This is a genomic window from Butyrivibrio sp. AE3004 (assembly GCF_000703165.1).
Lineage (GTDB): Bacteria > Bacillota > Clostridia > Lachnospirales > Lachnospiraceae > Butyrivibrio.
This window is the reverse complement of record NZ_JNLQ01000002.1, coordinates 384050-403274: the sequence shown is the minus strand read 5'-3', so window position 1 is coordinate 403274 and position 19225 is coordinate 384050. Positions and strand designations below refer to the sequence as shown.

Annotated in this window: 15 protein-coding genes and 1 riboswitch; of the genes, 1 reads left to right on the top strand and 14 read right to left on the bottom strand. The window is 40.9% G+C overall.

Annotated elements, in window-relative coordinates:
- Positions 1-85: 85 nt before the first annotated feature.
- Genes BV60_RS23710 through BV60_RS0104775 form a run of 7 tightly spaced genes read right to left on the bottom strand, consistent with a single transcriptional unit; the run spans position 86 to position 6605 of the window.
- Positions 86-865 carry a class I SAM-dependent methyltransferase gene (locus BV60_RS23710; RefSeq protein WP_029319902.1) on the bottom strand — a complete coding sequence of 260 codons (780 nt, stop codon included), beginning with the start codon at positions 863-865 and terminating at the stop codon, positions 86-88.
- Complete coding sequence (locus BV60_RS23705; RefSeq protein ID WP_051656521.1) at positions 866-1654, bottom strand: class I SAM-dependent methyltransferase; 789 nt, start codon at positions 1652-1654, stop codon at positions 866-868.
- 39 nt (positions 1655-1693) lie between these two features.
- A complete protein-coding gene (locus BV60_RS0104795; protein ID WP_029319899.1) occupies positions 1694-2437 on the bottom strand; it encodes an ABC transporter ATP-binding protein in 744 nt (247 codons plus the stop codon).
- A gap of 3 nt (positions 2438-2440) precedes the next feature.
- On the bottom strand, positions 2441-3220 hold the full coding sequence (locus tag BV60_RS0104790) for an ATP-binding cassette domain-containing protein (RefSeq protein WP_029319897.1): 780 nt from the start codon (positions 3218-3220) through the stop codon (positions 2441-2443).
- Between the two features lie 3 nt (positions 3221-3223).
- The gene (locus tag BV60_RS0104785; protein ID WP_029319896.1) at positions 3224-4048 is read right to left on the bottom strand and encodes an ABC transporter permease; all 825 of its coding nucleotides are present in this window, start codon (positions 4046-4048) and stop codon (positions 3224-3226) included.
- Entirely contained in the window at positions 4045-4968 is a 924-nt protein-coding gene (locus tag BV60_RS0104780) for an ABC transporter permease (protein ID WP_029319895.1), read from the bottom strand. The genes BV60_RS0104785 and BV60_RS0104780 overlap by 4 nt, the downstream gene beginning before the upstream one ends.
- Positions 4965-6605, bottom strand: coding sequence for an ABC transporter substrate-binding protein (locus BV60_RS0104775; protein WP_029319894.1), 1641 nt, complete (start codon positions 6603-6605; stop codon positions 4965-4967). Before BV60_RS0104775 ends, BV60_RS0104780 begins: the two co-directional genes overlap by 4 nt.
- A 250-nt stretch (positions 6606-6855) precedes the next feature.
- On the opposite strand from BV60_RS0104775, the gene BV60_RS0104770 reads away from it, so the two are divergent.
- Positions 6856-7950, top strand: a complete 1095-nt coding sequence (locus BV60_RS0104770; RefSeq protein WP_035777080.1) for a ribose-phosphate pyrophosphokinase — start codon at positions 6856-6858, stop codon at positions 7948-7950.
- Positions 7951-8041: 91 nt separating this feature from the next.
- Here BV60_RS0104770 and BV60_RS0104765 read toward each other — a convergent pair whose 3' ends face one another.
- From BV60_RS0104765 to ribD, 7 genes are all read right to left on the bottom strand, one after another.
- Entirely contained in the window at positions 8042-10414 is a 2373-nt protein-coding gene (locus tag BV60_RS0104765) for a leucine-rich repeat protein (protein WP_029319891.1), read from the bottom strand.
- Between the two features lie 290 nt (positions 10415-10704).
- On the bottom strand, positions 10705-13938 hold the full coding sequence (locus tag BV60_RS0104760) for an SbcC/MukB-like Walker B domain-containing protein (RefSeq protein ID WP_029319889.1): 3234 nt from the start codon (positions 13936-13938) through the stop codon (positions 10705-10707).
- Positions 13925-15082, bottom strand: a complete 1158-nt coding sequence (locus BV60_RS0104755) for an exonuclease SbcCD subunit D (RefSeq protein ID WP_029319887.1) — start codon at positions 15080-15082, stop codon at positions 13925-13927. Before BV60_RS0104755 ends, BV60_RS0104760 begins: the two co-directional genes overlap by 14 nt.
- 169 nt (positions 15083-15251) lie before the next feature.
- Positions 15252-15716, bottom strand: a complete 465-nt coding sequence (ribH, locus tag BV60_RS0104750; RefSeq protein WP_029319885.1) for a 6,7-dimethyl-8-ribityllumazine synthase — start codon at positions 15714-15716, stop codon at positions 15252-15254.
- 73 nt (positions 15717-15789) lie between these two features.
- Positions 15790-16986: a bifunctional 3,4-dihydroxy-2-butanone-4-phosphate synthase/GTP cyclohydrolase II gene (locus BV60_RS0104745; RefSeq protein ID WP_029319883.1), complete on the bottom strand. Its 1197-nt coding sequence runs from the start codon at positions 16984-16986 to the stop codon at positions 15790-15792.
- On the bottom strand, positions 16979-17608 hold the full coding sequence (ribE, locus tag BV60_RS0104740) for a riboflavin synthase (protein WP_029319881.1): 630 nt from the start codon (positions 17606-17608) through the stop codon (positions 16979-16981). The genes BV60_RS0104745 and ribE overlap by 8 nt, the downstream gene beginning before the upstream one ends.
- Positions 17593-18717: a bifunctional diaminohydroxyphosphoribosylaminopyrimidine deaminase/5-amino-6-(5-phosphoribosylamino)uracil reductase RibD gene (ribD, locus tag BV60_RS0104735; RefSeq protein WP_029319879.1), complete on the bottom strand. Its 1125-nt coding sequence runs from the start codon at positions 18715-18717 to the stop codon at positions 17593-17595. The genes ribE and ribD overlap by 16 nt, the downstream gene beginning before the upstream one ends.
- Positions 18718-18850: 133 nt before the next feature.
- Positions 18851-18965: riboswitch (FMN riboswitch) on the bottom strand.
- Positions 18966-19225: the final 260 nt, after the last annotated feature.

Here is a 19225-nt window from a genome sequence, read left to right as displayed (position 1 = left end):
AAACAATCCGTTCAGAAATGTGCCCAAAACAAACATTTCAGAATGGATAGCTTCAAGACCTGTCAGTTTAAGCAGCACTCCTTTTTCAGATCTTTCGTGCACTTATCATAAACATTCTGTCCGGTATGTAGAATTCATCCTTCTCTGAAAAAATCCTGTCGGCAAAATCAATATCCGTCATCACGTCCGCATATCCCAGACGTTCTAAGATTTCCCTATCCCACTCGGGTCTGTCCAGGGCGCTTATTGTAAGCATATGATAAATCTCATGGCACTCATCCTTTAATTTATCGCTGATATTTCTGTGCGCCAGATTTTCCATTGTTTTTAAATTGTGCGCTCCTTTTGCATACTCAGCATCAAAATTAAGAAGAAGACCACCTTTTTTCAGAACCCTTTTCCACTCCCTGTATGCTTCAACAGGATGAGGGAGTGTCCAGGTAAGATTTCTTGTGATCACCATATCAAAGCTCTCATCAGGAAACTCCGGATTTTCCGCATCCATCTTGAGAGCACTAACCTTCCGAGAAAACGGACCATTCATTTCAATAAGCCTGTTTGCTTCATCTATCATCTTTAAAGTAAGATCAATTCCTGTAACTTCATAGCCTTCCTTGCCAAGAAGAACCGAAAAATAACCTGCTCCGCAGCCTACATCCAAAATCTTAATTTCTTTGTTTCCGGCACCGAATACCTCATCCATCTTTAACTTTATCTCACCAAGCCATTTACCGGCTTTTGGACTTTTAAGCTCATGCTGTCTCTGTTCAAAAAAGCTCTCCGCTCTCTCTGTCCAGTAGCCAGTGACTCTGTCTTTTATATCATCTGATTCTTCCTCAAAAGGAATATATTTTATCTCACTCATTTATAAAACAACCTTTACCATAAACATAGGAGTGGAAGCATAGTTTACCTTCTCCTTTTCGGAATAGACCCTGTCCCCGATATCATTAAAGCCCGTAACCGACTTCACCCTGTTTTTTCTGAAATAATCAACATCCCATCTTGGTCTGTCGACTCCTGTAAGTGGCATCCTGTCAGCAATGGCTTCCATTACGTCAAAGTTTTTCCCTATATTGTAATCACCAAAGCCTTTTTCCTTTACACTGATCCTGTCTCTTTCATACTCCGCTTTTTTATCCTCATCACGAAGATATGCATACCAGTTGGCATCAAAAATCAGCATAAGCCCGCCACTTTTTAATACTCTCATCCATTCGCTGTAAGCCTTTTGAGGATCAGGAAGATTCCATGTAAGATTCCTTGAAAAAACAACATCAAAGCTGTCATCCTCAAAGCTCAGCTCCATCGCGTTTTCAGTTCTAAAGCATATTTTGTCCGCAAGCTCGCCCGCGTTTTTCCTGGCTTCCTTCAGCATGGTTTTTGCAAAGTCAGCTGCAGTAACATTATACCCAAGCTCAGATAGAATAATAGAGATAAAACCCGGTCCTGCACCGATATCAAGTATCTTAACATTCCCTCTTTCCTTGGGCGTTATGCCAAAATGATTCCTGATTTCTTCATCAAGAAGCACTGACCAGTTTTTTCTCTGAACACCGCAAAGCTCTTCCTGATTAACCTCAGAATATCCCTCAGCTCTGTCTATCCAATAATCATGGTTAGTTATGTTCAGGGATTTTATATTATTAAACATTACTTTTCACCTCGTCTGTAGTCGCATGTTTTTATCTGCTCACGCCAAACTCTGCTTTTTGGCACTGTCGATCAAAAGTTTCGTATATTCATCCCGTGGATTTTGTATAACCCGGACAGTATCTCCCTGCTCCACACATCTGCCATCTTTCATCACCATTATCCTGTCACAGATCATGCTGACAAGGGCAATATCATGTGAAATAAATATTGCAGATAACCCGTCATCTATTTTAAGCTTTTGCAAAAGTTCTATTACTCTCGCCTGAGTTGAAACATCGAGTGCACTGGAAATCTCGTCGCACAAGAGTATTCTTGCTTCGGAGTAAAAAGCCCTTGCAATTGACATTCTCTGGCACTGACCGCCCGAAAGCTCGGAAGCTTTTGCGGATAAAAATCTTTCTTCAAGTCCGACCATTTTGAGGAGTCCCAAAATCTCCTCCCTGTCCTTCTTACCTCTTCCGTTTTCAAGAATTGCCTTTTCCATTGTCATCCTTGGATCAAATGAACTCTTGGCATTCTGGAAAATCACCTGCAAAAACTCACCGGTATCTGCAGGCCCCTTGCCTGTGTATTCACTCCCTTTGTAAAAAAGACTGCCACTATCGGGCCTTATCATACCTGATATTATTCTAAAAAGAGTACTTTTCCCCGAGCCACTTTCACCGACAACTCCGAGTACCTCTCCCTCTCCGAGTACAAAGCTGACATCCTTAAGGGCATCCGTCACTCCCGCTCTATCCCTAAAGCTCTTGCTTAAGTTTTTTCCTTCAAGTAAAACCATAGATTAAACCACTTTCAGTTTCGGGACATTCCGTAAGAGTCCCTTTGTATACTCATGGCGGGGATTTCTAAGTACTTCTCCCGCCTTACCATCTTCAACAATTTGCCCATTATTCATAATGGCTATCCTGTCACCGATATTTGCCGCAATACCAAGATTATGTGTTACAAAAACAATTGTCACATCCAGTTCTTTTTTAAGACGAAGAAGCTCTTCGGTAACAGCTATCGCCGTTGATACATCCAGCGCACTGGTAATCTCATCACAAAGAAGAAGCTCCGGATCTAAAATAAGAGATGCGGCAATTGCTATTCTCTGGTTCATGCCGCCGCTCATCTCATAGGGGTGGCTCTTTAATATTTTCTCTGTATCCTTAAGCCCCAGTGTTGTAAAAATATGTTCAAGCTTATCCTTGTCAAATTTCATCCCGTGACTCTTTAATGTTTCCTTAAACTGCACATCAAATGTACGAAGCGGATTAAAGGCACCCTCCGGATTTTGCTGTATAAGTCCGATTTTCTTTCCAAGAAGGTTATTCCCTTTCTTTTTCCCTGAAAGAGAACCATTCGAGATGCATTCTCCGTTAAAGCTTATACTTCCTTTTGCGAGTTTAACTCTATCATCTTTACAGATGGCACGAATCAAAGTGGATTTTCCCGAGCCACTCTCTCCCACTACGCAAAGCACCTCACCTTTTCTTACGTCAAGATTTATATCCTGTAAAATAATGCGGTCCTCATATAAGGCGCTAAGGTTATCAATTTCAAGAAGTCTGTTCTCCATCCCTTACGCCTCCCTATAATCCATTACCACATCACCAAGATAGTTAAAAACTATTATCGTTATAACTGTTGCAAGTGACGGAAATATCACAGCCCATGGAGCAATCTGTATATAAGCCCTCGCCTCACTTATCATTGATCCCCATTCAGCTTTCGGAGGAATAACACCGAGTCCAAGGAATGATAATCCCGACAGGCCTATCATAGTGGTTCCTATCTGTGTAAGTGTATTTGTAAGTACCGGTCCCAGAAGTCCCGGAAATACATGAACCATTATTATATATAAATCTGTCTTTCCTGCAAACCTTGCTGCCTCAATATAGGCCTCATTTTTTATGGAAAAGGTATGGCTTCTTGAAAGTCTGGCAAAGCTGACCCACATAGTTATGCCAAGAGCTATCATTGCGCCGGTCATACCTGCATTTAATATTCCCGCTACAGCTATTGCTATTACCATCTGTGGAAAAGCCAGCATAATATCGGCAAGTCTCATCAAAGCCATGTCAAGAATACCGCCGTAATATCCACAAAGCATTCCCAGTACCGTTCCTATCACAAAGGAAATAAATACCAGAATAAAGGTTGCTGCTATGGTTGTTCTTCCACCGTATAAAACCCTTGAAAACACGCATCTTCCAAGATTATCCGTACCAAAAGGATATGCAGCACAAGGAGCCATTCTTATGGAAGACGCAGAGGTCTGATACGGGTCATTCGGAGCAAGTATTGCTGCAAACACCGCCGAAAGGATGATAAGCAGAGCAAGAGTACCGACAATTATAAGTCTGTTTCTATTCTTAATTTTGTTTTTATTTTTACTATTTTTCATATATTAGTCCTGGGATCAAGCATTCTTCCTATGATATCCGATAGCTGATTTATCAGCACATATATTGTTCCCATAATAACTACAAATCCCATTATCACAGGATAATCTCTCGCTGTTATCGAGTCCATGACAAGCTTTCCGATTCCGGGCCATCTGAAAATAGTCTCTATAACAACGCTTCCGCCCATGAGAGTTCCTATCTGGAGGGCAATGATCGTAAAAATATGTCCGAGGGAATTTCTAAGTACATTAAAGACAATATATCTCTTTTTTACTCCCCTTCCCTTCATTCCGATCACATAATCTTCCTTTAACTGTTCCAAAAACTCGGCTCTCATCTGCCTTATAAATCTCCCTGTCATGGGTATTGAAAGAGAAAGAACAGGCATGAAAAGCCCCTTTAAGTCCCCTGCCGCAATAACCGGAAAGACTTTAATCTTAATACATAAAAAGTACATAAGAAGAACAGATATCAGGAAGTTTGGAAGTGAGTTTCCGATAAATGACAAAAGCTTTATGACATTATCTGATATTTTGTTTTTCCTAAGAGCCGATACTATCGAAAAAAGGAAAGAAACAGCAAGCGATAGCAAAAGACTTGCCGACGCCAGTATAGTTGTGTTTTTGAGTCCCGTAAAAAGCTTTGGTGCCACAGGCATGTCATCCTTAAATGACACACCGAAATCACCTCTGATAACGCATACAAGCCACTCCCCGTATCTTACGAGGAATGGCTTTAAAAGACCTAGTCTTTGTCTTTCCGCATCGAGCACTTCCTTGGTCACCGCAACTCCCTGTGAAGTAAGTCTCTTTTCAGCAGGATCTCCCGGTGAGAGGTATAGAAGTGCAAATACGAAAAAGCTTAGTATAACAAGTATTAACGCTAAACCGACAATTTTTTTAATCGCCTTTTTTATCATTGAATTTCTGTCTCCGCATCAATTCCGTAGAAATCGAATGGAATATTCTCTGCAAAACCTGAGACACCGGGACGAAGTACAGTAGTATTATTAAACAGTCCCACATATCCGAAAGCATTATCATCTATTGCAATCTGTACGATCTCGTTTGCAAGTTCTGCTCTCTTAGCTGTATCTGTCTCATATTTAAGCTCTCCGATGAGTTCTTCGCAGTGTTCATCATCAAAGCCGCCGCAATCATAGTAAGCGCCATCCTTCAGTGTAGACTCGATGAAATACAAGGGATCTCCGGACTTATCTGCAATCATGCAGTAAAGCGCAAGATCAAAATCACTGTTTGCAATATATGTTGAGTCGGGATCTTCTTCAACTCCGAGAACAGAATCAATTCCAACCGCCTTTAACTGTTCCTGTATAAGAAGTGCAAGAGTATCGAGAGATCTTGCCGCATAGTACTTGATATTTATCGAAAGCTTCTGACCGTCTTTTTCATAAATACCATCACTTCCAAGTGTATAGCCGTCAGCCTCAAGTAATTCCTTTGCCTTATCAGTATCAACTGCAGGTACAGTAACTTTTCCATACACCGCATTTGTGCTGAAAGGTCCGACTGCCGGTGAAACGGTACCTGACAGGTATTCTGCTATTTTATCCTTATCAACCGTAAGATTGATTGCTTCTCTTACAGCATCATCAAGGGTGTTCTCATTTAAAATATAGAACTGAAGTCTTGCCCCCGGAATAGAAACAACATTGTAATTTTCAGGTTCCTGTTCATAAACCGAAAGAGCTGCTGAGGATACACTGTTGTAGCAGTCAATTTCACCGCTCTGCATAGCAAGAAGCTTAGGATCATCCTCCTGCATGTAATAGAAGATTGCTCCGTCAAGCTTAACATCTCCGCCCCAATAATTGTCGTTCTTTGCAACTTCCACATCACCCTCGGGCTGGAATTTTGTTATTACAAAGGGTCCTGTGCAAACAGGATCATTATCAAAATCTGTTGTGGAATCAAGATCGATCATTCCAAGCTCAGGACTTGCAAGATCGTTTTTAAGTGTAGGGTATACTTCCTTTGTATCTATTGTCAGTGTTTTGTCATCAACTGCTGCCATGTCAAAATCTGCCAAATAAGAGAAGCGCTCATTAACTTCTGCTACTCTTTGAAGATTCTTTATAACCATTTCAGCTGTAAGTGGATTGTTGTTTGAAAATGCCACTCCATCATTAAGAGTTATTGTCCAGACGCTGCCCTCTACAGAAGCATCCTTAGCAAGACAGGGTGCAGCCTCCATACTTTCATTCATTTTAAAAAGTGCTTCGGAAACACCGTATATTGATGTATACCAGCCGTAATATTCCTTATGAACATCAAGACTAGGGTACGCAAAGGATGCAGCAGTCTTTAAAATCTTTGTTCCCTCTGATTTTTCACTGTCTTCTGCAGCATCTGCATTAGCATCACCCTCAGAGCCTTCAGTACCGTTTTCTGTGCTTTCATCATTCTTAGAGTTATCCGCAGTCTCAGTCTGAGCAGTATCATTACCTGTTCCATTATCAGCAGTACTGCCGCCGCATCCCACAGCAGTTATAACAAGAGCTGCCGTAAGAATAGTTGCCAAAACTTTCTTTTTCATAATAATCTCTCCTATAAGTTAATAATCTATAGCAAATAAGAGTTTATATTAATTCAAATACATTTTTAAGCCCCCCGGGGGGTTATAAACAGCGCCTTTCTATAAAAAACAATTTATCGTTTTTTTAGAAAGGCTTCATCTCCACATTAGGTTAAAACAGTATAATTAAAGTGAATCTTTGTGTCCTGTTGAATTTTTGAAATTGATATTTGATTATTTACATAGTCTTTTATGAAAGGAATTTGCATATATGGAAGACAATCTTGCACTGATAACACTTGAATCCTTTGCTAACCAGACTAAGCGTGTAAACGAGATTTTATGTAAATGGCGAGGTCATGATAATTATCTTATAGATATCTCCTGCCCGAGATTTGGCAGCGGTGAAGCAAAATGTGTGCTTGAAGAAAGCGTTCGGGAAAAAGACCTTTATATATTTGTAGATGTCTGTAACAATTCCATCACCTACAAGATGGACGGCGAGCCCAATCGTATGTCTCCCGATGACCATTACCAGGATTTGAAAAGAGTGATTGCCGCATGCAACGGAAAAGCAAAAAGGATTACGGTCATCATGCCTTTTTTATATGAAGGAAGGCAGCATAGAAAAACAGCAAGAGAATCCCTTGACTGCGCAATTATGCTAAAAGAACTGGAATTCCTTGGTGTTGACAACCTCGTAACCTTTGACGCACATGATCCCAGAATGCAAAATGTTCTTCCTCTTAGAGGAATTGAAAACATCTCACCCGCCCTGCAATTCACTCAGGCTCTTCTTGCGGAATACGAGGATTTAAAAATTGACTCCGAAAACCTTATGTTCATAGCTCCTGACGAAGGTGCAACAGAAAGAGCCATTTTCCTTGCCACCCTGTTTGGCGTTAATATGGGGATGTTCTACAAAAGAAGGGATTACTCCCACGTAGTAAACGGATCAAATCCTATCATAGCCCATGAATTCTGTGGTGGTAACCTTGATGGTATTGATACCATTGTGACAGATGATATGATCGCTTCCGGCGGAAGCATGATAGATGTATGTAAACAGTTAAAGAGCCGCGGAGCAAGAAGAATATTTATTTTCTCAACCTTTGGTCTGTTTTTGAACGGCTTTGATAAATTCGACAAAGCCTATGAAGAAGGTCTGTTTACAAGAATTTTTACAACCAATCTTGTATATCAGAAGCCTGCTCTTTTGGAAAGAGATTATTATTTCAGTATAAATATGAACAGGTACATTGCTGCTATCATCGATACTCTCAACAATCATGGATCGATGCAGGTTCTGGCAAAACCCGAAAACAGGATTCGGGATACTATCAGAAAATATAAGAATGAGGTGTAAGGGAAATCCCCTTACACCTCATTTTTTAACGCCTTTTTATTATGTAAGGACAAAAGTAAATTTTGCCCCTTACTAATGATATGAATTTAGATTATTTTGTAACCTTCTGCATTTTTCCCTTAAGCCCCTTTGATTTTAAGAGCTTTTTATATGAACCCACTTTACTCTTCGGAACCTTGACCTTTGCTTCGGGATGGATATTTTTGAAAGCATTTTTACCGACAGATTTCTTTGTAAGTCCGGTAGTTTTTATTCTTATGCTCTTTAAGTTTCTGCACTTATAAAAAGCATTCTTACCAACCTTACTTACGTTTTCTCCAATCGTTACTTTCTTTAGCTCTGCACTTCCGCCGAAAGCATTTGCAGCAATTTCGGTTACTCTGTATTCGAGGCCGTCATCAAATATTGATAAAGGAATCGTTGCATTCTTCACATATCTGGACTTTGGTTCCGCAAAGGTTACGGTCAGATCGTCATCACTCACGGATGTAATAATGTAGGTATTACCCGCATCTATTATCTTGTCACCAACCTTATGCCTTTGAGCTGCATTTACCGTATCCGGTACCTCAACAATAACGCTGCCTTTTGATGATGAAGATGATGAGCTGTTATTATCCTTGTTGTCCTTTTTTACTTTATCCTTTGCTTTATCAACTAAATCCGAGGCATCTTCCTTGGGATTGATTTCCGAATCCTCATGCTTCTTTATTATGAAGTCCTTTATGGCTTTTCCGGTAAAATTGGAACTCTTTGCTGTTACAATGACTTTTGCCACACCGGGCTCAATGTTGTCCTTATAAGTAACTTCGTAATCCACATTCTCGGTAAGTACTCTGTCACCCAGCTCAACAGTAACCTTCGGTTTCTTCTCCGTTCCGTCGTATACATATTTGTTTTCGCTGAGAGTTATCATATCAGCAGATATAAGTCTCTGCTCAATCTTGAAGTCATCTTTTATCTCAGCAACTTCACTGCCTGCCGTGATACCAACTACCGCATCATATTCTCCGCAATTACTTGCTTCTTCATCTGACAGTGCCTTTGAATCGTTATGCTGTTTATAAACAACTTCACTTACTACAATGTTATCCGGAAAGCCTTCCGATTTCTCTACTTCAACCTCTGCAACTTTTCCGTCGTAAACCTTTGACTTGGCATCAAGCGAAACCGTATATTTTACAGAGCATTCCGTGCAGGCAATAATCGCAACCTTATCAGCAGCAGTTGTCACCTTATCTCCCTTGGACTCGGTTATCTTCCAGGTATGTTCGTGCTTTGTCTTATCAAGATCAAAATGCCTGGGAACACTTGCGTAGTCTGTTTCATTTGCCCCTCCAAGCTTTTCGCTTATAAGGTACGGGTAATAATTTTTACATCCTGCAGGAAGAGTGAAGCTTGCATTTACTCTTGTATACTGCGGTGTAGGCGTTCCTTCTGCCTTACTTGTCACAGTAAGCGGAATATATTTAAATTCGGATTGCGCTGTAACGGTTTTTCCGGCTTCGTACTCGTTTTTAAGAAGAAGAACGGAAAAGCTGATAGTATCATCAAGCTTGGTTGAAGGATACTCAAAGGTAATGTCTACCTTATCCCCTGAGGGTGTACCTTCAATGTTCCCGGGACGGAGCATATCGTCATCAACAACCGTAAGCTTATACTCATTAGTCGAACCGGACACTTTTGATGTGAAAAGTATGGATGAAAGACTGATATTAAAGGCAGGACTTACGCCTTCTGAATATGTAATCCTTTCATTTCCGATTTTTCCGATTTTATCTACGTAGTAGCATTTGTCAGGCGCCTTTGGCAATAAGCTGTCATCCTGAAGTCTGAGCCACCAGGAGCCCTTCCTGTAAGTACTGTCCAGAGAAGTCTTTATCCTGTAATCGGATAAAGCAGTGCTGTTTACATAGCCATAAGAAGCATTTGTTGCCTCCTTTGGATCAAGTGCAAAAATCTTTTTCCCTGTAAGCTTTGAGAACTTACCGTTTATTCCCTGACCGTCTGTAGATGATGCGCTTGTCTTTGTACTAATTGCTATGGCATCCTTTTCCGCATCTGTAAATACGTCCTTCTTATTTAAAAAGCCATCACCGTTTAAGTTCTTCATAAGTCCGGTCATGCTGTCCAGATTTACCGCACTGGATATGTTCTCATCGGGCGAAAGTGTGTAAAGTATATTGTCGCAATCAAGAAGCAGTGTATCACTTCCGAAATCCTCACTGTCCTTATCGAGGACTCTGTATTTTACGGCATTTCCGTTGTATTTACCATAGTAAACGTAATCCCAGTTACCTTTGCCATTCGACGGGTCACTGATAGCTCCCGTTCCAAGTCCTGTTATTTCTTTTGTGCCGGCCGCATTAACTGTTATAGGACTAAATACCGTCGGCATAATAGATACCGACATGGCCATTGCCAGCGCAAAAGAAAGAGCTTTATTTGCTTTTATTGAAATCATTTGTTCCTCCGGTTAATGTATATAAAATTTGAGATTTCTGAATGTATTTTCATCATTGCACTTAGAAAATCATAATGCGTGCCATACTAATATATTCCTTAAACCTCACATCATGGGAACCAATTTTGCAAAAAGAGTTTCAAGATTCGTACTTGACGCTTTTAAGGTTCCGTGAAGTATTGATTTTAATCCTTTTTGGAGAACAAGTAAACCACATAAGTTTCCTCATGTCCAAAGGAAAAATGGCATCCTGAACCAAAGATTCAAGATGCCATAAAAATTTACCGGATTTAAATTCCCATATCGATTTCGATTCTGCTGCCGTCCTTTGTTTTCTTTACACGTATCTGCTGAGGTATGTTTTCGATAAGCTCCTCTCTGTGGCTTATTACCCCCACCAGTTTGTTTGCTCCGGACAGATTTATCAGAATGTCCATGGCACTTTCTATAGACCTTCTGTCAAGTGTTCCAAAGCCCTCGTCTACAAAAAGAGCATCCATCTGCACGCCTCCAAGATTTGAAGAAACTGTATCGGAAAGGCCGAGAGCAAGGCTAAGAGATGCCTTAAAGCTCTCTCCTCCCGAGAGATTACCTACAGGTCTTCTGTGACCTGTGTAGTTATCAAGAACTTCAAGATCCAGGAAGTTATTACTCTTTTTACCAAGTGAATCCTCCTGTCTGTACAATTCATACTGGCCATCACTCATTGGAAGAAGGCGCCTGTTGGCAGCAGCTATTATCCCGTCAAAACCTGCTGCCTGAATATACTGCTCAAGTGTGATTTTTCCATTCCCTGTTGTTCCACGAACAAGCTCATAAAGCCTTTTACAAATGCCATACTCCTTCCCGGAGGTTTCCAGGTCTTTTTGTTTTGCCATAATATTCTTCTGCTTATCCGTATTGTTGGATAGTCTGTTTGCAACAGCATTATCCGCCTTTCTTATGGCAGCCACATTTTCACTTTGTACCAGGCATTTATCCTTAAGAGCATCTATGTCAATCAGCTCTTTCCCCTTAGCATCTAAAGCAGCCTGTTTGAGCTGTTTTTCATTTGTTAATACAGCCTGCCTGTATTCGTTTATTTTCCGTTCAGCCTCTGTCAGATTGCCTTCCGATACCACAAAAGAGAGCATTTCTTCGTTTGATGAAAATTTCTGGTTTTGCAGGTTTTGATCAAGCTCTGCCTGTAGTTTCTTTTCATCATCCTTAAGGTGCCCAAGGTTCTCCTCAAGGGCTTTTATCTCCGCCGCCCGGGCTGTCAGTTTCTTATCGGCTGCTGCCTTTTCCCCGGTTTTCTTTTCTATATTGTCCGCTATTTCTTTTGAAAGCTTTTCTGCCTCTTCCCTTTTCTTTGTTGCAGTTTCAAGATTCTCGTAGCTTAGTTCTTCAAAGGTGTCCAGAGTAGCTTTTCCGGCAGCAATCTCTTCATCCGTTTCCTTAAGCTTCTTTACAAGAGCATCCATTTTTTCCTTTAGCTCTTCACTGTCTTTTCCAATAGCCTTTTCATAAGCTTTTTCTGCTTCATCAAGCGTATGGCACATGTCATCAAGTTTGTTTTGAAGTGCGGTGTTTTCGGAAATTCTGCTCAAAACCGCATTTTCTGCTCTTATGAGATTATCGATAAGTTTATCAATTTCGTTTTTGCCTGCATCGTTTTTTTCTTTATCAGCAGCGAAGCTAATTAGCACATTTTCACTATCACCACATCCGGAAGCAATTTTCTCAAGGCAGTCAAGGATATTCACCCTCATCTGATCCTCATATTCTTTAAGCGCTGTTTTTGCTTTTTCTGCTTCTGTGTTATCAGCTGCTTTCTTTTCTGAGAGCTCAGACTCTTTTTTCTTCAGAGTCTCAAATTCCTCTTCGGAAATAACACTGTCCGGAAGCTTTGCAAGCTCAGGATGATGCACGGAACCGCACACAGGACATTTATCCCCTTCCTTAAGGTGCTCTGCCAGGATGCCGGCTCTGCAGCTTTCAAGTATTCCCTCTGCATGTAGGCGATCTATACTTGCTTTTTCGTACTCAGAAAAAGATGCTTTATATGCTTCCTGTTTATCAAAAAGTTTCTGTATTCTCTTTTTTCTTTCCTCTGTCCGATTATCAAGAATATCTCTGATATCTTCACTAAGCCCTGCTAATTCCTTTCCTTCCGCTTTAGCCTTTACCAATTCACCCGGCTTGTCTTTAAGATCTGCTATCGTCTGTTTTAAACTCTCAGACTTTTTCTTTAGTTCAGTTTCCGCTTTCTTTAGTTCATTCTCCTGCTCACTTATATTTTTTCTTGCTGCATCCAGCTCCCTTCCTTTTTTTGTAAGTTCATCCCTTAGCAAATATTTGGGCTCTTCTTCACTTATCCTGTTAATTGTTTTCTTTAGCTCTTCAAGCTCAGGTTCTCTTTTTTTTGCCTCAAAAAGATACTCCTCTGCCTGTTTTGCATCCTCAATATATCCTTTTTCTTCATCCTTTTTAATGGCGATCTTATTTACAGATAAAAGTATTTCCTCGCTTTTTTTATTCCATGATACATATGAGGGATATACTTCACGGGTTGCAGCCTTTTGTCTCTTAAGGAGTTTTTCCGCTTCATCTGTTTCCTTTTTTCGTTCCTCTAAGCTTTCCTTCTCCTTAGTCAGGACTTCAAGTCTCTCTATGAATTTATTGTTTGTTTCTGCCACGGCGAGAGCTTCCTTGTTTTTATCGAGCTCAGCTTCTGCCACCTTCAGTTTTTCTCTTATCTCCTTCTGACTTTTTTTGTCGGACTCTGTAAGTGCGTCAAGGATTTCCAAAATCTCTTCTATATTCCAGGCACTTTTGGCACTTTTTGCCATGTCCTGCAATTCAGTAAGCTTCCCTGACAGCTCGTCCTCTTCATCTGCCATAACATCACAAAAATACTGAATTATACTTTGTTCCGTACTTTCCTTTTTCTTCTTATTGGAATTCATTCGGTCAAAAAGCTTATTTTCAATATTTTTGTAGCCGCTTGTCATAAAAATTGTGCGAAGTATTCCTGTTCTCTCATCCGTAGTGGCATTAAGCAGATTCCAGAATTCTCCCTGAGCAATCATGGCAATCTGCTTAAACTGCTTTTCATCTATGTGCAAGAGTTCAACTATTGCGGCGTTTACCTGCGTGAGTCCCTCTATCGGAGCTTCACCTTCAGGATACAAAACAGCCTTTGCCTTTTCGGTAATAAAGCCTTCTCCTCTTTGTTTTTTCCGCTCGTATTCAGGGCGTCTTTCCACATGATAGTTTCTGCCCTGATGCGAGAAATAAAAATCAACAAAGCTTTCCGTTTCAGGCTTTGCATACTCACTTCTAAGCTTTTTGGTATCTCTGTAGGTCCCACTGGTTGTACCGTACAGCGCAAAACAGATGGCATCAAAAATAGTGGTTTTTCCTGCACCGGTGTCTCCGGATATCAGAAAAAGCCCCTTATCCTCAAATCTTTCAAAATTTATCTCCGGCATCGTTTCCGCATATGGTCCGAAGGCGCTTATTATCAGTTTAATCGGCTTCATCTAAGACACCTGCCTCTCTTGCTACCATTCTCATTACATCCATTTCCTCATCGTTTATCTCGCAGTTATACATAAGTCTGTAAAAATCGCCTATAAGATCCGCAAAAGATCTGTTCTGCGCAATCTGAGAAATATCAACCTGCTCAACCTGCTTCGTATGGCTGTTGTCATAATCGATCTTTACAGTGTTTGGATATGTCTGCTGAAAAATCCCCATAACATCATTTATCATGTCTTCATCAGTCAGAGTTACATAGATAAAATCCTCCGGTTCTTCAACATGGTCACTTCTTAGCAGATCCTCCATTTTTCCTCTGATATGTCTTAAATCGCGCATGGGTTTTAAAGGGATAAGCTCAATACTTATATCCCCCTTTTTTCCAATCGTAATTATCGGTACCGATTTTTCATTATTCACTTCACTAAGGGAATACTTCAGTGGTGAGCCGGAATATCTGACCTCGTCTCTTCCGACTCTCTGGGGTGAATGGATGTGCCCCAGCGCCACATAATCGAACATATCGAAAAGATCATAACCTATCTTTTCCACAAGACCTACGCTCTGCGTTCCTGCACTTTCAGATCCTCCAAGGAAGGGATCTTCACCTTTGCCGGCTACAAATTGGTGAGCTACAAGAATGTTGCATCTGCTCTCGTCGATTTTTGCATTTTCAAGAATTACCTTTACAGCATCCTCATAGTTTTCAATCTTTGCATCAGGAAAATAATGTCTTACCTGTGATGCCTTAACAAAGGGAAGTAAATAGATATCCGCCTCTTCTTCACCGTCCTTCAGAACATATTTGTGAAGAGTCCCATCATAGATTGCGGAAATATAGATTCCGTTACTTTCAAAAAGCGTACTTCCATAATTCAATCTGTCATCCGAATCATGGTTTCCGCTTATCATAAATGTTTTAATCCCCCTTGCGGATAGTTCATTTAAAAAATAATCAAGAAGTCCTGTTGCGGCCTCACTGGGAATCGATTTGTCATAAACATCCCCCGCTATCAGAACCCCATTGACTTTTTCTTTTTGCGCAAGGTCAAGAATTTCGTCAAGAATGTATTTTTGATCCTTTATCAGATCAAAATCCCCCAAAGACTTTCCAAGATGCAGGTCCCCTAAATGTAATATTTTCATACGTTTATTCCCCTAAATGATGATACAAATTGCTATTTCCTCATGCTTTACAGGTCAGGAAGGTGCTAAGCGGTTTATGCACAGTTTAATCATATTATGACCTTTGACCCTACCATCATTATATAACATTTTAAGAGACCCTCTTTATGCATCTTGTTAAAATTTGAAATCAGCCTATTTCTCTTATTAGATTTACCATCTCAATCGCACCCTGAGCACATTCAAAACCTTTGTTTCCTGCCTTGGTTCCGGCACGCTCAACAGCCTGCTCAATCGTATCTGTAGTAAGAACTCCGAACATTACAGGTATTTTAGCCTGAAGTCCTACCTGAGCAACCCCCTTGGAAACCTCAGAGCAAACATAGTCATAATGTGAAGTAGCCCCCCTTATTACAGCTCCAAGACAAATGATAGCATCATATTTACCCGTATCTGCCATTTTAGAGGCTATAAGTGGTATCTCAAAAGCTCCGGGAACCCATGCAACCTCTATATCCTCGTCATTTACGTTTTCTCTTTTCAAGCCGTCAATTGCACCGCCTAAGAGCTTTGATGTAATGAACTCATTAAATCTGGCCACCACTATTCCAACCTTGATATCCTTTGATACTAACTTTCCTTCATACACTTTCATTTTCTTATTCTCCTCTTCTAAAATGTATTTTTTGTCTGACTCACAATATTTAGCTGCCGGATCCATTACCCGGTCAAACTCTTAGAAGATGTCCCATTCTCGCCTTTTTTGTCTTTAAGTAAAAGATGTCAAATCTATTTGCTTCTATCTCAATGGGAACACGCTTGTTTATCTTCATCCCGTAATCTTCAAGCTGATATACCTTGTCCGGATTATTGGTCAAAAGTTCAAGTGAGCGAACCCCCAGATCCTTTAAAACCTGCGCACCTACGTAGTATTCCCTCAGATCTCCGGGAAAGCCCAGCGCTATGTTTGCATCAAGAGTATCCATGCCACCGTCCTGCAGTTTATATGCCTTAAGCTTATTAACAAGTCCGATGCCTCTTCCCTCCTGCCTCATATACAAAAGAATTCCTCGCTCGTTCCTGGCGATCATTTCCATCGCTTTTTCCAGCTGCTGCCCACAGTCGCATCTCATGGATCCAAATACGTCTCCCGTAAGGCACTCGGAATGAACCCTGCAAAGGACATCTCTTCCGTCTCCTATATCACCGTTCACAAGCGCCACATGATGCTCGCCGGTAATCCTGTTAATGTAGCAGTGAGCCGTAAAAAAGCCGTATTTCGTCGGCATCTTCGCAACAGATACGCATTCGACAAGCTTCTCATAGATTTTCCTGTATTCTGCTATATCAGCGATAGTAATCATGGTAAGGTCTTCTGCTTTAGCAAATGCCTCAAGCTCCTTTCGCCTCATCATGGTTCCGTCTTCTGACATGATCTCACAGCAAAGGCCACACTCCTTAAGTCCTGCAAGTCTCATCAGGTCAACGGTTGCCTCGGTATGCCCTCCTCTTACAAGTACTCCTCCTTCTCTTGCGACAAGCGGAAACATATGCCCCGGTCTTCTAAAATCAGCTGCATCTGCCTTGCCAGAAACCATCATCCTGGCTGTAAGACCTCTCTCAGCTGCTGAAATGCCGGTAGTTGTCTCTTTATAATCAACAGATACTGTAAAAGCCGTTTCATGGTTATCCGTGTTGATATCAACCATGGGATTAAGTCCCAACGTTCCTGCAATCCTTCCGCTGACAGGCATACAGATAAGCCCCTTTCCTTTACTAGCCATGAAATTCACATTTTCCGTAGATGCAAATTCAGCTGCACATATAAGATCACCCTCGTTCTCCCGGTTCTCGTCATCCATAACAAGTACGATTTTTCCCTGTCGTAAATCTTCAAGCGCCTGCTCCACTAATTTTTTATCCATACAATACCTCCCATATTTTTTCATTATTGTCATTTGGCTTTGTAAGGAAAGCCTGAACATATTTCCCGATAATATCGTTCTCAAGGTTAACCGTACTTCCCGCGCGCTTATCCTTAAGAATAGTCTGTTCCAGAGTATGTGGTATTATTGATACTGAAAAACTTATCGGTGTAACTGCTGCAACAGTCAGGCTTATTCCGTCTATAGCTATTGATCCCTTTTCAACAATTCCCTTAAGAATGCTATTATCTGCTATTATTTCGTACCACACTGCATTTCCGTCTTTTCTCGTTCCCTTTATTCTTCCTGTTCCGTCAATATGTCCCGAAACTATATGTCCTCCGAAACGTCCGCCTGCTGCCATTGCCCTTTCCAGATTCACTTCATTTCCAATCCTAAGATTTCCAAGACTTGATCTTAAGTAAGTCTCATTCATAACATCCACTGTAAAGCTCTCTTTATCAAAGCTGATAACAGTAAGGCACACGCCGTTTACCGCAATACTGTCCCCAAGATGAACATCTTCGAGAACCTTCCTTGCCCCTACCACAAGCTGGCTTTTAGCGCTTCCACGGGAAACAGCCCTGATTTTGCCGATCTCCTCGATTATGCCTGTAAACACTGATAAATCACCTCGTTTTCTATAAGAACATCCTGTCCTATCATGGATACATTTCTCGGCGAAAGTAAAAATGCATCACCGGGTATCTCTATTCCCGTACCCTCAACAGGACTCTTTGCATGACCTCCAAATACCTTCGGTGCAATATATATCTGTACTTCATCTACTATCTGAGCATTTAGCGCACTGTAATTGAGCGTAGCTCCTCCTTCAAGAAGAATGCTGTCTATTCCTCTTTCTCCTAAGATTTGCATGAGCTCTTTTAAATCTATTACTCCGTCTTTTTTTGATACCCTGATAATCTCGCATCCCATTTTTTCAAAATAGTCTTGCCTTCTTTCATCCTCTGAGCAGGTTGCTATTATTGTTTTATTGTTTTTTGCATCCAAAACCACATGTGCATCCATCGGAGTGGAAAAGTTTGTATCGCAGATTATTCTTATGGGATTTCTGTATTCATTTCCGGAATTTTCGCTATCAGCAGATATTCTGCAGGTCAGAAGCGGGTCGTCCGAAATAACTGTTCCGACTCCTACCATAATTGCCGAAAGTCTGCTGCGGAGCCTGTGCACGTTCTTTCTTGATTCCTCCGAGCTTACCCATTTTGAAGCTCCGGTTTTTGTCGCAATTTTGCCATCGGAAGTCATTGCATATTTCATAACCACATATGGAAGTCGTGTACGAATATATTTGATGAAGACCTTATTCAGATTGTCAGCGTCTTCCTTAAGAATCCCCACAGATGTTGATATTCCGTGCTCCTCCAGAATCTTTATACCTTTCCCCGCAACAAGTGGATTTACATCAAGTGATGCCACAACCACCCGGCTTATGCCGTTTTCAATTATTGCCTCAGTACAAGGCGGTGTTTTTCCATAGTGACAGCATGGTTCAAGCGTTACATACATAGTCGCGCCTTTTGGACTTTCACTGCAGTTCTTAAGAGCATTTCTTTCCGCATGCAGCTCACCGTAGCGTTCATGATACCCCTCTCCGATTATTTTTCCATCCTTTACGATCACCGCGCCCACCATTGGATTGGGGTTGACAAAGCCTGCGCCTTTCCTTGCAAGTTCAAGCGCCCTCTTCATATAAAACTCATCATTCATAGGTCTCCTCCAAAAAAAAATGTCTTGAATATTCCTATCCAAGACATGTCATACGCTTCATGAATTTATATGGCTCCCAAACAACAAAAATCCCCGAGAACATAAATATTCCCAGGGATACCTAATCATAAGCAAAACTCTTCTCTCATCCAGACTATACTGTCGGCCTCGGAATCTCACCGAATCATGCCAAATGGCTCGCGGGCTATACCGCCGGTAGGGAATTACACCCTGCCCTGAAGATAGTTATTCAATTGCACTCAATTCTAGTACACATAATATATCATGTCAATATAGATAGGAAATAACGACCACAAATAAACATTATTACATATCTCCCCAAACGCAAAAATACATTAATTTTGTCATAGGCTGCAAGTTAATTCTCCCGGAATCCGCTTACCTCAATGCTTTACTTTAAATTAATTTTAATCAATTACAATTAGGCAATTATGTGCTAGAATGTCCCACAAAGATACGACAACCCATAAGTATTATAAAGGAGTCA

Coding starts and splice junctions, on each gene's coding strand:
- BV60_RS0104795 (WP_029319899.1), bottom strand. CDS start 2,437: ATGGTTTTACTTGAAGGAAAAAACTTAAGCAAGAGCTTTAGGGATAGA.
- BV60_RS23710 (WP_029319902.1), bottom strand. CDS start 865: ATGAGTGAGATAAAATATATTCCTTTTGAGGAAGAATCAGATGATATA.
- BV60_RS0104745 (WP_029319883.1), bottom strand. CDS start 16,986: ATGGATAAAAAATTAGTGGAGCAGGCGCTTGAAGATTTACGACAGGGA.
- BV60_RS23705 (WP_051656521.1), bottom strand. CDS start 1,654: ATGTTTAATAATATAAAATCCCTGAACATAACTAACCATGATTATTGG.
- BV60_RS0104755 (WP_029319887.1), bottom strand. CDS start 15,082: ATGAAAATATTACATTTAGGGGACCTGCATCTTGGAAAGTCTTTGGGG.
- BV60_RS0104765 (WP_029319891.1), bottom strand. CDS start 10,414: ATGATTTCAATAAAAGCAAATAAAGCTCTTTCTTTTGCGCTGGCAATG.
- ribD (WP_029319879.1), bottom strand. CDS start 18,717: ATGAATGATGAGTTTTATATGAAGAGGGCGCTTGAACTTGCAAGGAAA.
- BV60_RS0104770 (WP_035777080.1), top strand. CDS start 6,856: ATGGAAGACAATCTTGCACTGATAACACTTGAATCCTTTGCTAACCAG.
- BV60_RS0104760 (WP_029319889.1), bottom strand. CDS start 13,938: ATGAAGCCGATTAAACTGATAATAAGCGCCTTCGGACCATATGCGGAA.
- ribH (WP_029319885.1), bottom strand. CDS start 15,716: ATGAAAGTGTATGAAGGAAAGTTAGTATCAAAGGATATCAAGGTTGGA.
- BV60_RS0104780 (WP_029319895.1), bottom strand. CDS start 4,968: ATGATAAAAAAGGCGATTAAAAAAATTGTCGGTTTAGCGTTAATACTT.
- BV60_RS0104790 (WP_029319897.1), bottom strand. CDS start 3,220: ATGGAGAACAGACTTCTTGAAATTGATAACCTTAGCGCCTTATATGAG.
- BV60_RS0104775 (WP_029319894.1), bottom strand. CDS start 6,605: ATGAAAAAGAAAGTTTTGGCAACTATTCTTACGGCAGCTCTTGTTATA.
- BV60_RS0104785 (WP_029319896.1), bottom strand. CDS start 4,048: ATGAAAAATAGTAAAAATAAAAACAAAATTAAGAATAGAAACAGACTT.